Source organism: Aeromonas sp. MR16, from assembly GCF_022549315.1.
GTDB lineage: Bacteria > Pseudomonadota > Gammaproteobacteria > Enterobacterales > Aeromonadaceae > Aeromonas > Aeromonas aquatica.
The window spans coordinates 28,249-45,194 of sequence record NZ_JAKZFK010000032.1 but is presented as its reverse complement, the minus strand read 5'-3'; the positions used below and the strand labels follow the sequence as shown (position 1 = coordinate 45,194).

The following is a 16,946-nucleotide window of genomic DNA, read 5'->3' as shown; positions in this document are numbered from 1 at the left end:
CGCAAGGTGAGCAGTGGGAAGAGAGACAGCAGGTGTTGAAAGGCTTGAGTATCCATGATGGTGGCCTTCAGGGGGATGACCTATTTCAAGGTTAGCCTTTCAACACGTAATTGGGACAGCGCCTTTTCAAAGGGGACGCGGGCTGGTAAAACGGTCGTCTTTCCATAAAACAAACAGATGAGAGGGTGGAGATGGACAATCCGATCCGTGTGGCCGTGATGGGCTGTAATGGTCGTATGGGCAAGGTGCTGCTGGAAGCCATCACCAACGCCGAGGGCGTGGTGGTCGGGGCGGCGCTGGAGCGACCGGGCTCTGCCGTGATAGGTCTGGATGCTGGCGAACTCAACGGCCTCGGCAAGCTGGGGGTGCTCATCAGCGACAGCCTGGACAAGGTGCGCGATGAGTTCGACCTCATCATCGATTTCACCCGTCCCGAGGTGACCCTGGCAAACCTGGCGTTCGCCCTGGCCCACGGCAAGCAGATGGTGATCGGCACCACCGGCTTTGACGACGCGGGCAAGGCCGCGCTGCATCAGGCCGCCAGCCAGATCGGCATCGTCTTCGCCTCCAACTACTCGGTCGGCGTCAACTTGGTGTTCAAGCTGCTGGAGCAGGCCGCCAAGGTGATGGGGGACTACACCGACATCGAGATCATCGAGGGGCACCACAGACACAAGGTGGACGCACCGTCCGGTACCGCCCTCTCCATGGGGGAGGTGGTGGCCAAGACGCTGGGACGGGATCTGAAAGAGTGTGCCGTCTATGGCCGTGAGGGGATCACCGGCGAGCGGGATCGCAACACCATCGGCTTTGCCACCATTCGCGCCGGTGATCTGGTGGGGGAGCACACCGTCATGTTCGCCGATATAGGCGAGCGGGTGGAGATCAGCCACAAGGCCTCCAGCCGTCTCACCTTCGCCAATGGCGCCGTGCGGGCGGGCAAGTGGCTCAGGAGCCAAGCCGCCGGACTCTACGACATGCAGGATGTGCTCAACCTGAAGTAAGGGTCCGGGCGTGCTACGCGCGAGATCTTGCCAAACCCCGGTGCGCCGGGGTTTTTTGTACCTTTTTGTATAAATGATGGTTACACATCGTTTTTTCTTCGAATAAGCCTAAATCCCACCTTTATCAAATTCCCTTCCCGCCCTCATTGCGCAGATGTCATCAAAGGGTAACGGGATAGGGTCTCAATCTCCCCTGCATCCGCATTTTTTTACATGACGCAAAAAGACTAAAAATTCAAAAACAGAAAAACGTTTTCTATTTTTATCAGCCACTCTTCTGCCATAAAATGGCCTGTTTAATGTCAGGTTAGTTTTTTTTAAAAATCACAATGTATTGTTTTATATGAATTAAATATTGGTTTTTGTACGTTGAGTGGCACAGGTAGCCGCTTTTGCAGCAGGTTTTGGCTTTTCTTTTGTGGGAGGGGGTTGCAAAGCAATAAAGTGCATAGATAATGGGTAATGTTGCTTTTTTATTGAATTTAGATGCATTTAAAACGAGAAAAGACGTTGAAATGCGATCGTTTTTAAGTAGAATGCGCCCAATTTGCCAGAAATCTGCCGGGTTTGAGCCCTGTTTCAAACAGCGTCCGGACCCGCAACACCCAGGTAAATTGCTGAATTTAAAGCTAAATAACTGGAGGTTGTCTTGAATCACACTGCATTGCTAGTGCTGGAAGATGGAACTGTGTTCAAAGGCGTGTCGATAGGCGCCGAGGGATGTTCCGTTGGTGAAGTGGTTTTCAACACGTCGATGACGGGCTATCAGGAAATCCTCACCGATCCCTCATATTCCCGTCAGATAGTCACCCTCACTTATCCTCATATAGGCAACACCGGCACCAACAGCGAAGATGAAGAGTCCAATCAAATCCACGCACAGGGATTGATCATCCGGGACCTTCCGATACTTGCCTCCAATTTCCGCAGTCAGCAATCCCTCTCCGATTACCTCAAGTCTCACAACATCGTTGGCATCGCCGACATCGACACCCGCAAACTGACCCGCATCCTGCGCGAGAAGGGTGCCCAGGCCGGTTGCATCCTGGCCGGCAAGCAGGCTGATGAGGCCTTCGCCCTCGAGCAGGCGCGCGCCTTCCCCGGTCTCAAGGGGATGGATCTGGCCAAGGAAGTGACGGTTGCCGAGGCCTACGCCTGGACCGAAGGCAGCTGGCAGCTCGGCAAGGGGCACATCACCCCGGCGGCCGATGAGCTCAAATACCACGTGGTGGCCTACGATTTTGGCGTCAAGCGCAACATTTTGCGCATGCTGGTGGACCGTGGCTGCCGCCTGACAGTGGTGCCGGCCAAGACCCCGGCCGCCGAGGTGCTGGCGATGAATCCGGATGGCATCTTCCTCTCCAACGGCCCCGGTGATCCCGAGCCCTGCGACTACGCCATCGAGGCCATCAAGGCCTTCCTCAATACCAACACCCCGGTGTTTGGTATCTGCCTGGGTCACCAGCTGCTGGGTCTGGCCTCCGGTGCCAAGACGATGAAGATGAAGTTCGGCCACCACGGTGCCAACCACCCGGTGAAGAGCCTGGATGACAACACCGTGATGATCACCGCCCAGAACCACGGTTTCGCGGTCGATGAGCACAATCTGCCGGATTGCCTGCGCGCCACTCACGTCTCCCTGTTCGACGGGTCGCTGCAAGGCATCCACCGCACCGACCGTCCGGCCTTCAGCTTCCAGGGTCACCCCGAGGCGAGCCCGGGCCCGCACGACTGTGCCGGTCTGTTCGACCACTTTATTGAATTGATCAAGCAGTATCGCGCCTAAGAGGAAAAGAGAGAGACCATGCCAAAACGTAACGACCTACAGAGCATTCTGATCCTCGGCGCCGGCCCCATCGTCATCGGTCAGGCCTGCGAATTCGACTACTCCGGCGCCCAGGCCTGCAAGGCCCTGCGCGAGGAGGGTTACCGTGTCATCCTGGTGAACTCCAACCCGGCCACCATCATGACCGACCCCGAGATGGCCGATGCCACCTACATCGAGCCCATCACCTGGGAAGTGGTCCGCGAGATCATCAAGAAAGAGCGTCCGGATGCCGTGCTGCCCACCATGGGTGGCCAGACCGCGCTGAACTGCGCGCTGGATCTGGAGAAGCACGGCGTGCTGGCCGAGTTCGGTGTCGAGATGATAGGTGCCACCGCCGACGCCATCGACAAGGCGGAAGATCGCCGCCGCTTCGACATCGCCATGAAGAGCATCGGTCTGGAGTGCCCGCGCGCCGGCATCGCCCACAACATGGAAGAGGCCTGGGGCGTGCAGCAGATGGTCGGCTTCCCCTGCATCATACGTCCCTCCTTCACCATGGGTGGCTCCGGTGGCGGCATCGCCTACAACACCGAAGAGTTCGTCGAGATCTGCGAGCGTGGTCTGGATCTCTCGCCGACCAAGGAGCTGCTCATCGATGAGTCGCTGATCGGCTGGAAAGAGTACGAGATGGAAGTGGTGCGGGATCGCAACGACAACTGCATCATCGTCTGCACCATCGAAAACTTCGACCCCATGGGCATCCACACCGGTGACTCCATCACGGTCGCGCCAGCCCAGACGCTGACCGACAAGGAGTTCCAGATCATGCGCAACGCCTCCATGGCGATACTGCGCGAGATCGGGGTCGAGACCGGTGGCTCCAACGTCCAGTTCGGTATCAACCCGAAAGATGGCCGCATGGTCATCATCGAGATGAACCCGCGGGTGTCCCGCTCCTCCGCGCTGGCCTCCAAGGCGACCGGTTTCCCCATCGCCAAGATCGCCGCCAAGCTCGCCATCGGTTACACCCTGGACGAGCTGATGAACGACATCACCGGCGGTCGCACCCCGGCCTCCTTCGAGCCGGCCATCGACTACGTGGTCACCAAGGTGCCGCGCTTCAACTTCGAGAAGTTTGCCGGCGCCAACGACCGTCTCACCACCCAGATGAAATCGGTCGGTGAAGTGATGGCCATAGGCCGCAACTTCCAGGAGTCCCTGCACAAGGCGCTGCGCAGCCTCGAGACCGGCAAGACCGGCTTCGACCCCATGGTCGACCTCAATGCCCCTGACTCCCTGACCCGCATCCGTCACGAGCTGCAGGATGCCGGCTGCGACCGGATCTGGTACATCGCCGATGCGTTCCGCGCCGGTCTCTCCATGGACGGCATCTTCAAGCTGACCAAGATTGACCCCTGGTTCCTGGTGCAGATAGAAGATCTCATCAAGCTGGAAGAGCAGGTGAAAGAGCGCGGCATGGCCGGGCTCGATGCCGACTTCCTGCGCGCCTTGAAGCGCAAGGGCTTCGCCGACGCACGGCTGGCCAAGATCCTCGGCGTGGCCGAGGGCGAGGTGCGCAAGTTGCGTGCCCGCCACAACATCTTCCCGATATACAAGCGGGTCGATACCTGCGCGGCCGAGTTCGCCACCAACACCGCCTACATGTACTCCAGCTATGACGAGGAGTGCGAGGCGGCCCCAACCAATCGTGACAAGATCATGATCATCGGCGGCGGCCCGAACCGTATCGGTCAGGGCATAGAGTTCGACTACTGCTGCGTGCACGCGGCGCTGGCCCTGCGCGAGGACGGTTACGAGACCATCATGGTCAACTGCAACCCGGAGACCGTCTCCACCGACTACGACACCTCCGACCGCCTCTACTTCGAGCCGGTGACCCTGGAAGACGTGCTGGAAATCGTGCGCATCGAGAAGCCCAAGGGCGTCATCGTGCAGTACGGTGGCCAGACCCCGCTCAAGCTTGCACGGGCATTGGAAGCGAACGGCGTGCCTGTCATCGGTACCAGCCCGGATGCCATCGACCGCGCCGAAGACCGCGAGCGTTTCCAGTCCGCCGTCGAGCGCCTCGGCCTCAAGCAGCCGGAAAACGGCACTGTCACCAACCTGGAACAGGCGGTACTGACCGCCGAGCGGATCACCTACCCGCTGGTGGTGCGCCCCTCCTACGTGCTGGGTGGCCGCGCCATGGAGATCGTCTATGACGAGACCGACCTGCGTCGCTACTTCGCCGAGGCGGTGAGCGTCTCCAACGAATCGCCCGTGCTGCTTGACCGCTTCCTCGATGACGCCACCGAGGTGGACGTGGACGCCATCTGCGACGGCGTCGATGTGGTCATCGGCGGCATCATGGAGCACATAGAGCAGGCCGGTATTCACTCCGGTGACTCGGGTTGTTCCCTGCCGCCCTACACCTTGTCCAAGAAAATTCAGGACGAGATGCGCGAGCAGGTACGCAAGCTGGCGCTGGAGCTCGGCGTGGTGGGCTTGATGAACGTGCAGTTCGCGGTCAAGGAAAACGACATCTACCTCATCGAGGTGAACCCGCGCGCCGCCCGTACCGTGCCTTTCGTCTCCAAGGCGACAGGGGCGCCGCTGGCCAAGATCGCCGCCCGCGTCATGGCTGGTCAGTCCCTGCAATCCCAGGGCTTTACCACCGAAATCATCCCGCCCTACTACTCGGTGAAAGAGGTGGTACTGCCCTTCGCCAAGTTCCCGGGTGTGGATCCGCTGCTGGGGCCAGAGATGCGTTCCACCGGTGAGGTGATGGGGGTGGGCAGCAGCTTCGCCGAGGCCTATGCCAAGGCCCAGCTGGGTGCCAGCCACGCAGTGCCGAAGGAGGGTCGCGCCCTGCTGTCCGTGCGTCACAGCGACAAGGCGCAGGTCGTTGATCTCGCCGCCAAGCTGCTGGAGCTGGGCTATGAGCTGGATGCCACCCACGGCACCGCCGTCGCACTGGGTGAGGCGAGCATCAACCCGCGCCTGGTCAACAAGGTGCACGAGGGTCGCCCGCACATCCTGGACCGCATCAAGAACGGCGAGTACACCTACATCGTCAACACCGCCGAAGGGCGGGTGGCGATTCAGGACTCCAAGCAGCTGCGCCGCGCGGCCTTGCAGCACAAGGTGGCTTATACCACCACCCTGAATGAGGCGTTCGCCACCTGCATGGCCATCAGCGTCGATGCCACCGCCAACGTGAACTCGGTGCAGGAGTTGCACCAGAAGGTGAAAAACCGCTAAGAGTGCACAACGAACACTGGGGTACGGTCCCGAGTCCTTGATGTGAACCATAAAAGACCCCGCCAGCGATGGCGGGGTTTTTGTTTTTTGGCTGGGCTGGCCAGCCCTCTGGCATGGAGGCTGAGGTGAGCAGGGGAGAGGAGATATCGTTCTGGGTGGGAGATATACCCCCTTTTGTGATGGTAAAATTGACAATGATTGCGTATTTTTGGCTATTGTACGCAATTTTTGCAATCGCTCACCCGGCCCGCCTCTATATACTGGTTTCTCATCACATAAGGTCGTCTGCGCCTGCAACAGCGGGGTGCGAGGATCAGGGCCAGTTGCTTACCCGGCAGCGCAGGCCGGCCCCTCTTATCAAGAGGGGCCACAGGAAACCGGTTGTGGGGTTACCACCCACGCAACCGTCAGGGCCAGCGTTACCGCGCCAGCCCGCTTCCCCCTCCTTACCCTGGCTGCTTGCCTGCCCAGTCGCGTCGTTGCTCACCTTCATCGCCCGCAACGGCGCCGCGCCTCAAGGACATCAGCCAAGGGAATCTGAATATGAGCTTCGATCATCGCAAATACCGCCCCGCTCCCGTCATCGCATTGGCGGACCGTCAATGGCCCAACCAGGTGATGACACGGGCGCCGCTCTGGTGCGCCGTGGACCTGCGGGACGGCAACCAGGCGCTGGTCGAGCCCATGACGGTGGCCCAGAAGCTGCAGATGTGGGCGCTGATGGTCCATGTCGGCTTCAAGCACATCGAGGTCGGATTCCCGGCCGCCTCCCAGCCTGATTTTGACTTCGTGCGTGAGCTTATCGAGCGGGATCTTATCCCGGAGGACGTCACCATCCAGGTGCTGGTGCAGGCCCGCGAGGATCTGATCGCCCGCACCTTCGAGTCCCTCAAGGGGGCGAAACGCGCCATCGTTCACGTCTACAACTCGGTCAACCCGACCCAGCGCAACTATGTGTTCAACACCGGGCGCGAGGGGGTCAAAGCTATCGCCGTGCAGGGGGCGCGCTGGGTGCGGGAATACGCGGCCAAGAATCCCGGCACCGAGTGGAGCTTCCAGTATTCCCCCGAGAGTTTCAGCAGCACAGAGGTGGAGTTCGCGGTGGAGGTGTGTGACGCCGTCATCGACGAGTGGCGCATCGCTGCCCGCCCCATGATCCTGAACCTCCCCGCCACCGTCGAGGTGAGCACCCCCAACGTGTTCGCGGATCAGGTGGAGTGGTTCTGCCGCCACCTCAAGGCGCGCCCCGAGGTGAGCATCTCCATCCACACCCATAACGATCGGGGCTGCGGCGTGGCCGCCGCCGAGCTGGCGGTGCTGGCGGGGGCCGACCGCATCGAGGGGACTCTGCTTGGCAACGGCGAGCGCACCGGCAACATGGACATCGTTACCATGGCCATGAACCTCTATAGCCAGGGGATAGACCCGGAGCTGGACCTGTCTGACATGGACGCCATCGTCGCCACCGTCGGTGCCTGCACCCAGATTGCCCTGCACCCGCGCCACCCCTACGCCGGCGAGCTGGTCTACACGGCGTTTTCCGGCAGCCATCAGGATGCCATTCGCAAGTCCCTGGCGGCCGAGAAGCCCGACGCCTTCTGGGATGTGGCCTACTTGCCCATCGATCCTGCCGATCTTGGTCGCAGCTACGAGGCGGTGATCCGCATCAACAGCCAGTCCGGCAAGGGCGGCGTCACCTATCTGCTGGAGCGCGACCTCGGTCTGCAACTGCCGCGCTGGCTGCAGATCGACTTCAGCCGCCGGGTACAGGCGCAAGCCGAGGCGAGCAGCAGCGAGATCAACCCGGCGCAGATCCGCGCCCTGTTCGAGCAGCACTACCTCGAGCCGGTACACGGCTACCGCATCGGTCGCTTCCAGCTCGGCCACGACGGCCAGGAGAGCCTGCACCTCGAGCTGCAGACCCCCGATGGCGCGCTGCAACTGCGAGGCGAGGGGGAGGGGGCCATCACGGCCCTGGTCAACGGCTGGGAGCGCCAGACTGGCATGCACATCGACGTGCTCGACTATTCCGAACATGCCCTCTCCGCCGGCACCGAGTCCCGCGCCGCCGCCTATGTGCTGCTCAGCGTCGATGGCCAGCGCCAGTGCGGGGTCGCCATCGGCCGCGATGTGGTCAACGCCTCGTTGCAGGCGGTGATCAATGGCGCCGCCCAGGTGCAGGCCCTGCGACAGAGTGCTTGAGTCGAACGCCTGATCAGGTTCCGGGACTGAGTGGAGAAACGCGCCTGGATAGAGCCCCAGTGCCATCGCCGCGCACCGGCGCCCTAGAGACAGGGCACAGCCAGGCCGATCTTGCTCACAGATCCCCTCACCAATGTGGTGAGGGGATTGTTTTTTATGAAAAAACAGTACCACAATGAGACCGCCATGCAATCCAAGGTGGCACAGTGACACACTGGAGGCAGGCTAAGTCTGACGGCTGAATTCAGCCCTGATTGGAGAGAAATAGAGACGTTTTGGAGCCAATGCAGATGAAAAAGACTCCCCTTCGGTTATCCGTACACCCTGCCATATTCTTGTCACTTCCTCTTTGCCGCCGCGCCGCCATGGCGGGCCAGTTGTGCCTGTTACTGCTGACGGCCGCACTCTTTACGGCAGGTTTCGATCGGCTGGCGCAGCATAATCTCTATACCATCGGCGCCCTGGCCGAGGTCATCAACGTGCTGACCCTGTTGTTCATGTTCTGGGTCGTGCAATGTGCCCAACTCTCCAGCAAGAGCTATGGGTTTCTCTCCGTTGGCCTCTGTATCTGGCTGGTCTCGGGGGTCATCGACCTGATGGATGAGGCCTATTTCCAACCCTGGTGGCTCTCCAGAGTCGAAGACAGCCTGCGCAGTCTCGGCATGTTGGCGACGGCCTGGGGGGTATTGCTGATGGTGAAGCAGATGTACGGCGCCCAGATCCGGCTGGCGTCCATGGCCATGTCCGATGAGCTGACCGGCCTCTCCAATCGCCGCTCGTTTCGTACCGTGCTGGACACCCATGCCGGGGAGGGGACGCCACTGCTGTTGCTGGATCTCGATCACTTCAAGCAGATCAACGATCGCTATGGCCATGGGGTCGGTGACAACGTGCTGCGGGAATTCAGCGGTCTGCTGCGCCAGCATTGCCCGCTGGATGGCGTGGTGGCGCGCCTCGGTGGAGAGGAGTTTGCCATCTGGTTGCCCGGCATGCTGGGTGGCAAGGCCCGTGATTTGGCGGAGCAGATAAGGCTGGCTACCGAGGCGATGGTCTCGAACGACGGGGTGCGCTTCACCGTGAGTATCGCGGTCGGCATCTCCCACGCCGGGGAGGCGGTCGACACCCTGATCAAGCGTACCGATCTCGCGCTCTATCAGGCCAAGCACCAAGGCCGCAATCGGGTCGAGCTGGCGTGATGGGGGAGCCGGCATGGCCAGGGTCTGCCGCTGCGGAGCATCACGAGGGGATGGTCGCCTTCAGATCCCCCCTTCAATCCATTACAATAACCGCCTGTTTGCGTTCGGGGCCCGTTATCTGAGATGAATGGGGCCCGATCCCGTTTCTCTATCGGAAGCCTTCATGACCACCTCTCCCCGATTTACCCTCCCTGCGAGACGGCTGACCGTCCTGCCGCTGCTCGGTGCCCTGTTGCTGGCGGGTTGTGCCAGCGAGCCACCCGCCCCGGCCGAAGAGGCGGCCGCCATCGCCAAGCAACCCAAGGCCATGCAGCCGCGCAAGCCCGCCGACATGAAGACCCGCATAGTGCACTTTTTACCGGGTAACGTGCGCGACAAGCAGGGCTGGGCCAATGATGTGGTGACGGCGCTCTCGACCCAGGGCATAGCGGTGAGCGATCACAACGTCTGCACCGTGCTCGCGGTGGCGGAGCAGGAGGCGACCTACCAGGCGGATCCCGTGGTACCGGGCCTTGGCAAGATCGCCTGGAAAGAGATCAACGCCCGCGCGGCCAAGCTGCTGATCCCCGAGTTCGTGGTGCGTACGGCGCTCGGCATCACCTCCCCCACCGGCAAGTCCTATGCCGCACGCATCGATGCGCTTCGCACCGAGCGGGAGATGAGCGAGATCTTCGAGGACATGATAGGCACTGTGCCCATGGGCAAGACGCTGTTTGGCAACCTCAACCCGGTGCACACCGGTGGCCCCATGCAGGTCAGTATCGCCTTCGCCGAGGCCAACGCCCGCGGCTACCCCTATCCGATCGAGGAATCCATCCGCCACGAAGTCTTTACCCGCCGCGGCGGCATCTGGTTTGGCACCAAGCACATCTTCGGTTATCCCGCCGACTACCCGGACACCCTCTATCGCTTCGCCGACTTCAACGCCGGCTGGTACGCGAGCCGCAACGCCGCCTTCCAGGCCGCCGTCAGTCGGGTGAGTGGCAAGACCCTGGCGCTGGACGGGGATCTCATCCGCTACGACTCCGACAAGCCGGGTAATACCGAGCTCGCGGTCTACAGCATGGCGAGTCGCCTCAGCATGAGCAAGAACGCCATCCGCCAGAGCCTGAAGATGGGAGACAGCCCCGAATTTGCGAAGAGCGATCTCTACCACAGGGTCTATGCCCTGGCCGAGCAGAAGGCGGGCACCCGTCTGCCTCGCGCCATCTTGCCCGGCATCCAGCTAAAGAGCCCCAAGATCACCCGCAACCTCACCACCGCCTGGTTCGCCAAGCGGGTGGACGACAGGGAGCAACGCTGCGTGCGGCAGATGGCGGCGATTCAATGACAGCATCGAAAAACAAGGGCGGCCAATGGCCGCCCTTGTTTTTGTATCTCTTGAGCAACGAAGCGTATCTAGCTCAAGGATGTTGGAGCGCAAGGTTCTCTCCATGTAGGCAGCTGCCTTTCTGGCAGCGTCATCAAGAGGAGGACGAGACAATACCTCTGCACGTTGGATACCCGCGACAACCCCAAAACGGATTGCCTTTGTTCTCTCCTCGACTGGCGGTGCGCAAGATCATGGGGCTGCCGCAGTGAGGGCAAGTGGGGACGGTATGGCCGGCCTCGATGGCATCGGGTTCAGCGGTTTTCCTGGCTCGGTCAGTGATATTGTTTGCCACGGGTTGTATGGGGACAGTGTCATGACGCGCCTTTAGCTGGGCAGCATGCTGGCTGTGGGTCTGCCAGTTGGCGGCCAATCGCCCTCGCTGGATGGTCTCGACGGTCCTATCCACTTCGTCCAGGCGTAATAGCTGGGTGGTTTTGCTTTTGATGTAGGGAATAAGGCCGCGGTTGAGCACATTCTCCGGCATCGGCGTCTTGAAGGTGCAATCGCCGATAAAGTAGACCACCGAATGGAGTTGATGGTCCGCCAGCCCCAGCAGGGACTTGAGCGTCATCACATGCTTGTAGTTCTGGTGCAGGGGGTTCTGGAAGCTGTGCTTGCGGCGGTAGATCTGCTGAGTCCAGCGCTTGTGTGCAGGATTACCGAAGATCCACCCCTTCATGTTCTTGGTTTCAATCACGAAGACCCCGTAGCGGGAGACGATGATGTGATCGATCTGGGTGGAGCCATCTTCGGTCGGCAGGGTCAGGTTCTTGAGTAGTCGGTAGTCTTGCTTGTCGAGGAATAGCCGGATCGAGAGATTGAGAAACCATTCCCCCACCATCCCCTTGAACCAGGGTGTTTTTATCACGGTGGCAATCAGTAACAGTGGCAGTAGATACCAGAGCTGAGCAAGCAGTAAGGTAATAACGGGAGTGAAGTCCATTTCATCGACTCTCCATGGGATCTTGCTTAAGGGTTAAGCCTCGATAGAAATCAGGCTGCGGCGCTTGGGGTATCCGGTGCCTTGGTCGGTTGTCAGCCTCTCGCGGTCGGATCTAGACCCGCAAGCTGCCGCGAAAGCCCCTGGCGGCATAGTAGGACTGGGCGCCGTTGTGGTAGAGGAAGACGCTGTCGTAGCGGCAATCGCAGAACAGGGCTCCGCCGAGGCGCCTGATCTCCATCGGTGTCTCTATCCAGCTCGATGTCTTGGCATCGAAGCGGCCGAGCAATTGCAGCGCCCTATACTCGGCCTCCGTCAGCAGCGCTATGCCCATCTGCGTGGCCATCTCGGTCGCGCAGCCTGTCGGCCTGTTCTCCTTCCGGGATTCCAGACCCGCCCGATCATAACAGAGGCTTCTGCGCCCGCCGGGGCTCTCGGCACTGCAGTCACAGAAGATAAACAGCCCGCTCTGGGGATCCTGGCCAATGACATCGGGCTCACCCCCTGTGCGCTCCATCTCATGGAGCGAGCGTAACGACTGCGGGTTGGCATCCAGTCTGGCGCGCACCTGTGACCAGGCTATGCCCTGGTGGCGATGGGGGTGTTGTTCAAAGCGGGCCTGCAAGGTGGCGAGCAACTCGTCAATCTGTGCCTTGGTCAAGTTCATCCTGGGTATCCTCCGCCAGCACCTTCGTCCTTAGAAACTCATCGCCAGCCCGATGGAATAGCCGTTGGTGTTGTGGCTGAACATATAGCGGGCCACCAGCCGGGTGCGGGTGACGAAGACTTTGTATTTGCTGCTGTCGAGTTCGAGCCCAAGGCCGAGGGAATTGAGGCTGTTGAAGCCAAGCAGGCCGCGCTGGGCGCCCAGGTATTCGGTGCGGGCCCCCTCCATCACGTAGCGCACCGGGCGATCGAGCAGGGTCCAGCTGAAGAGAGGCGCCCGGCGGCGCAGGTAGAGCCCCAGGTTCTCGGCCTCGGCCTGGCCGGCGATGCTGTCGGCGGTGCCGGTGAAGCTCTGCAGGTGCTGATAGGAGTAGCGCAGCTCGGCGTCGATGTCCTGAGCCTTGGAGAACAACTCGTAGTCCAGCATCAGGGAGCCCCCCAGGCCATAGACGTTGAGGGTGCCGCCGTCGAGGAAATCGAGGTTCTTGCCGGTCTTGTGCGAGATGAAGGCGGCGCCGATGCGCAAGTCGCTCGCCACCGTCCCCAGGGTGAAGTTGGCGATGGGGCGCAGCACCAGGTTGCCGCCCCAGCGATCCCGGTGCAGGCCGAAATCCCAGCCGATGCCGCCGGTGGCGCTCAGGCTGTTCCACTTGACGGGGATGGTGCGGGTCTCGGTGCCATCGGTGAACACGAACTGGGGATCGTAGCGGCTGTAGCCCAGGGTGCCCTCCAGATAGATGGGAAAGCCTTCGCTCATGGTAGCGCCGCCACCGAGCTGGGTGATGGTCAGCGCCGCCTGTTCGTTGGTGCCGCTGCCGATGTCCAGGTTGCTGGCGGTGATGTCGGGCACCACGGTGAAGCTCATCAAGGAGACCACCGCATTGGCACGTTGCTGCACCAGGGAGCCGTCGTTGGCCTGGGCCATGAGGCTGACAAGACCGATGCCAGACAGCAGTAGGGTTCTTGCATGAGAAGAGGGGATCTGCGCCATACCTAGCTCCGTGAGTCTCCTCGTCCGGTGAGGAGTCCTTACACTGTAACGGTTTTTCCTCGCCTTGGCAGCCAAGTCGTTGTGCCAACTGACAATCTTGCCCCTGGCAGAGGCGCAGATCACCGTCCGCGCACGCCGGGCGCAGGCCTGGCATCGGGGACCCCTTGCCAGCGGGTTCAGTCGGGCCGGCCCGCCGCCCGGGAGTGATAGAGTATCCACATAAATGGCAGACATTAATTTCTTGTTCAGTTCGACGGGTGTATAACGGGCCTCCCGCAGGAGTAACGGGAGCAGGCAGCAGGGAGGAGATGCCGAGCGGGGCCCTTGGGCCGTCATGATGGATGCACACGTTGACGGGAGTCATTCCAGATGCAGGACATGCTGCTTGCCATATGGCATCAGGACTTTGATCAGCTTATTCAAATGCAGGCCATCGGTCTGCTCGTCACCTGCCTGGTGGTGATCCTCTTTCTCGAATCGAGTTTCGTGTTCCTGCCCCTGCCGGGGGACAGTCTGGTGTTGCTGGCCGGTGGCCTGGTGGGCATGGGAGTACTCGGCCCCGAGGTGAGCTTCCTCTATATGCCGTTCGCCGCCGGGCTGGGCAGCCTGATCGCCTATTGGCAGGGTCATGCGCTGCACGGTACCCGCTTCATGGGCCATATTGAGCGCATGATCCCGGACGGCAGCCTGCCTCGTGCCTCGCGCCTGCTCGATCGCTACGGCTTCTGGGCCATGTTCGTGTCCCGCTTCATCCCCTTCGTGCGGGTGCTGACCCCCATGTTGATGGGGGTCTCTCGCCTGCACCTGCCGCGGGTGGCCGTGGCGAGCTTTGCCAGCGCCTTCCTCTGGGCTCTGACCCTGAGCCTCATCGGCAAGTTCGTGATGGCAACCCCGATGCTGGCCAACCACCACGAGCTGCTGACCAAGTGCCTGCTGGTCACCTCCTTCGCGCTCTTCGTCATCGCCGTGGCGGCCATCGGCATCCGGTTGCTCAAGCGCCCGACCAACCGCATTCGCTAAAAAGGTGGACGGGCTCACGACGTCCATCCTCCCCAAGGTTGCACCGGCAAGGGCCCGTGCAAGGGGGGAGATGTAAAAATACAGGCCATTTGAGGCGGAATTTGTGACGCCTATCTGTTACACTTCGCGCCCGCCATTTTCCGGCTCATTCTCTGACTCGATGTCAGGCCCAGCCGTCCTTGGCCCCAAGCCTCGCCGATGCCGCGCCCCAAGCCGGCTCGAGCCACTTAAGCCAACTACAGCCCAGCTGGAACACAGGAACCCAATATGAGATTTGAATCGTTCGATTTTGCCCCCGAGATTTTGCGCGCCATCTCAGATTGCGGTTATCAGGAGATGACCCCTGTACAGCAGCAGGCGATCCCGACCATACGTCGTGGTAGCGATGTGCTGGCCAGCGCCCAGACCGGGACCGGCAAGACCGCGGCCTTCGCGCTGCCGATCCTGCAACGCCTGCTGGACAAGCCGGCTCCTGTCCAGCCGTCCAATGCCCGGGTGTTGATCCTGACTCCGACCCGCGAGCTGGCCGCTCAGGTGGCGAGCAACATCAACGACTTCGCCAAGTACCTGGACATCACAGTGCTGACCATCTTCGGTGGCGGCAAGCAGGACGTGCAGGCACGCAAGCTGAAAGCGGGTGCTCACATCATAGTGGCGACTCCGGGCCGCCTGCTCGAGCACCTGACCGCCTGCAACCTGAGCCTCTCTGGGGTCGAGACCCTGGTACTGGACGAGGCGGATCGCATCCTCGACATGGGCTTCAGCGCCGATGTGCAGCAGATCCTGCAAGCGGTCAACAAGGAGCGCCAGAATCTGCTGTTCTCCGCCACCTTCTCCGATGCCGTGAAGAAGCTCGCCAACCTGATGCTGGACAGACCCCAGATCATCAGCGTCAACAAGCAAAACTCCACCGCCGACACCGTCAGCCACACCGTCTATCCGGTGGAGCAGAAGCGCAAGCGCGAGCTGCTCTCCGAGCTCATCGGCAAGCAGAACTGGCAGCAGGTGCTGGTGTTCGCCAGTACCCGCGAGAGCTGCGACGAGCTGGTGGACGAGCTGAACCTCGATGGCATCAAGTCCGCCGTGGTGCACGGTGAGAAGGCGCAAGGCAGCCGTCGCCGCGCCCTGCGCGAGTTCATGGAAGGCAAGGTGCGGGTGCTGGTCGCGACCGAGGTTGCTGCCCGTGGTCTGGACATCCCGGATCTGCAATACGTGGTGAACTACGATCTGCCGTTCCTGGCGGAAGACTATGTGCACCGCATCGGCCGTACCGGTCGCGCTGGCAAGAGCGGCATGGCCATCTCCTTCGTCAGCCGTGAAGAAGAGCGCACCCTGCTGGAGATCGAGGCGCTGATCGGTCAGAAGATCCGCCGCATCATGGTGCCGGGCTACGAGGTGAGCAGCCGTGACGAGCTGATCAAGCAGCTGCAGGAGCGTCGTCGCTTCGGCAAGCGCCCCCAGCGGGAAGACAACGCCGCCGCCCAGGCTATGGCAGAAAGCAAGCTGCAAGGTCAGCGCCTCAAGCGCCTGGCTGCCGCCAAGAAGCCCCGCCAATCCAAGTAAGCGGGCAAGATGATGCAGGGGAGCCTAGGCTCCCGACTCAAGGCGCCGTTGGCGCCTTGATGCTGTTTACCGATCACCCAGAGGACGCGCGATGATCCCCCCAGTCAAGAACCCGCAAGATTACAATCAGGCCCTGCTCGACATGGCCAGCCAGAGCCTGGCCGAGCTGGCGCGCTCGGCCTCGCAAAAAGCTGGAAAACGCACCCCCGCCCAGGAGAGTCACTTCCTCTGCACCTGGATGGCGGACTCCCTCAAGGAGAAGCGCTTCTCCCGGCTGGTGATGGAGGATCTGAAAGGCTGGATCCAGCAGGGCCGCACCCTGGGGGCCGGCGCCGATCTCAAGGGGTTGCTGGAGCGCATCGTCTGCCAGTACGGCCGTGCCATGGCGGTGCCCGAGCAGCTGGGCGCCAGACTCGCCGCCCTGCTGGCCGAGTTGGAAAGCATGGGTTGGTTGGTGTTTACCGACGCCGAGGTCAGCGCCAAGCTGCGGCTGCTGGGGCAGGGCCAATCCAGCCTGGTCATCTCGGCCAGCGAATACCAGGGCCATGTCGCCGATGGCGAGCTGATCAAGCCCATCACCCTCTATGTGCGCGGTGACGAGAAGCAACTGGCACAGGCGGCCTTTGCACAGGGCCTGCTGCTGAGCCAGGGCGACAAGAAGGCCACCCTGGTCAAGCACCACAAGGCGTATCGACTGGTGCCCGCCAATGCCCAGCCCGCCCTGGCGCTGCTGGCCGAGGCCAATATCTGACGACAGTAGCGTCCCTGCTCCCATGACCCCGGCCCTGTGCCGGGGTTTTTTATGGCCAAAAAACAGGGCAGGAACGAGTGACGGGGCGACGCCTTCATCTGTTTCCGCCCCCAATGCTGTCGCAGGGCGAGGGGGTTGCGAGGTGCCCCCTCCGATGGGGGGCGTCCCCCATATGGTGAGATGGTGGCGCAAAACTTCTGCTCTAGGGTGAG

The 16,946-nt window shown here is 61.4% G+C and carries 12 protein-coding genes; 9 read left to right on the top strand and 3 right to left on the bottom strand.

Features of this window, described 5'->3' with window-relative positions; translation table 11 throughout:
* Nucleotides 1–191 precede the first annotated feature (191 nt).
* From dapB to MM194_RS18440, 6 genes are all read left to right on the top strand, one after another.
* The gene (gene dapB, locus MM194_RS18465) at nt 192–1,004 is read left to right on the top strand and encodes a 4-hydroxy-tetrahydrodipicolinate reductase (RefSeq protein WP_033132171.1); all 813 of its coding nucleotides are present in this window, start codon (nt 192–194) and stop codon (nt 1,002–1,004) included.
* A gap of 649 nt (nt 1,005–1,653) precedes the next feature.
* Nucleotides 1,654–2,790, top strand: coding sequence for a glutamine-hydrolyzing carbamoyl-phosphate synthase small subunit (carA, locus tag MM194_RS18460; RefSeq protein WP_033132172.1), 1,137 nt, complete (start codon nt 1,654–1,656; stop codon nt 2,788–2,790).
* Between the two features lie 18 nt (nt 2,791–2,808).
* Complete coding sequence (gene carB, locus MM194_RS18455) at nt 2,809–6,033, top strand: carbamoyl-phosphate synthase large subunit (RefSeq protein WP_241344375.1); 3,225 nt, start codon at nt 2,809–2,811, stop codon at nt 6,031–6,033.
* Between the two features lie 543 nt (nt 6,034–6,576).
* Entirely contained in the window at nt 6,577–8,235 is a 1,659-nt protein-coding gene (gene leuA, locus MM194_RS18450; RefSeq protein ID WP_241344374.1) for a 2-isopropylmalate synthase, read from the top strand.
* 290 nt (nt 8,236–8,525) lie between these two features.
* Nucleotides 8,526–9,431 (top strand): GGDEF domain-containing protein, encoded by a 906-nt coding sequence (locus tag MM194_RS18445; RefSeq protein WP_241344372.1) that lies wholly within the window; start codon nt 8,526–8,528, stop codon nt 9,429–9,431.
* Nucleotides 9,432–9,594: 163 nt separating this feature from the next.
* Nucleotides 9,595–10,761 (top strand): DUF1615 domain-containing protein, encoded by a 1,167-nt coding sequence (locus MM194_RS18440; protein ID WP_033132175.1) that lies wholly within the window; start codon nt 9,595–9,597, stop codon nt 10,759–10,761.
* A 133-nt stretch (nt 10,762–10,894) separates the two neighbouring features.
* On the opposite strand, the gene MM194_RS18435 is transcribed toward MM194_RS18440, so the two are convergent.
* The 3 genes from MM194_RS18435 to MM194_RS18425 form a co-directional block, all read right to left on the bottom strand.
* Nucleotides 10,895–11,746, bottom strand: coding sequence for an NERD domain-containing protein (locus MM194_RS18435; RefSeq protein WP_241344369.1), 852 nt, complete (start codon nt 11,744–11,746; stop codon nt 10,895–10,897).
* Nucleotides 11,747–11,858: 112 nt separating this feature from the next.
* On the bottom strand, nt 11,859–12,410 hold the full coding sequence (locus MM194_RS18430; RefSeq protein WP_033132177.1) for a DUF4256 domain-containing protein: 552 nt from the start codon (nt 12,408–12,410) through the stop codon (nt 11,859–11,861).
* A 30-nt stretch (nt 12,411–12,440) separates the two neighbouring features.
* On the bottom strand, nt 12,441–13,400 hold the full coding sequence (locus MM194_RS18425; protein ID WP_241344367.1) for a hypothetical protein: 960 nt from the start codon (nt 13,398–13,400) through the stop codon (nt 12,441–12,443).
* Nucleotides 13,401–13,769: 369 nt separating this feature from the next.
* On the opposite strand from MM194_RS18425, the gene MM194_RS18420 reads away from it, so the two are divergent.
* The 3 genes from MM194_RS18420 (at nt 13,770) to MM194_RS18410 (ending at nt 16,734) form a co-directional block, all read left to right on the top strand.
* A complete protein-coding gene (locus tag MM194_RS18420) occupies nt 13,770–14,420 on the top strand; it encodes a DedA family protein (RefSeq protein WP_033132179.1) in 651 nt (216 codons plus the stop codon).
* A 267-nt stretch (nt 14,421–14,687) separates the two neighbouring features.
* Entirely contained in the window at nt 14,688–15,983 is a 1,296-nt protein-coding gene (locus MM194_RS18415; RefSeq protein ID WP_033132180.1) for a DEAD/DEAH box helicase, read from the top strand.
* Nucleotides 15,984–16,074: 91 nt separating this feature from the next.
* The gene (locus MM194_RS18410) at nt 16,075–16,734 is read left to right on the top strand and encodes a DUF2913 family protein (protein WP_241344365.1); all 660 of its coding nucleotides are present in this window, start codon (nt 16,075–16,077) and stop codon (nt 16,732–16,734) included.
* Nucleotides 16,735–16,946 lie beyond the last annotated feature (212 nt).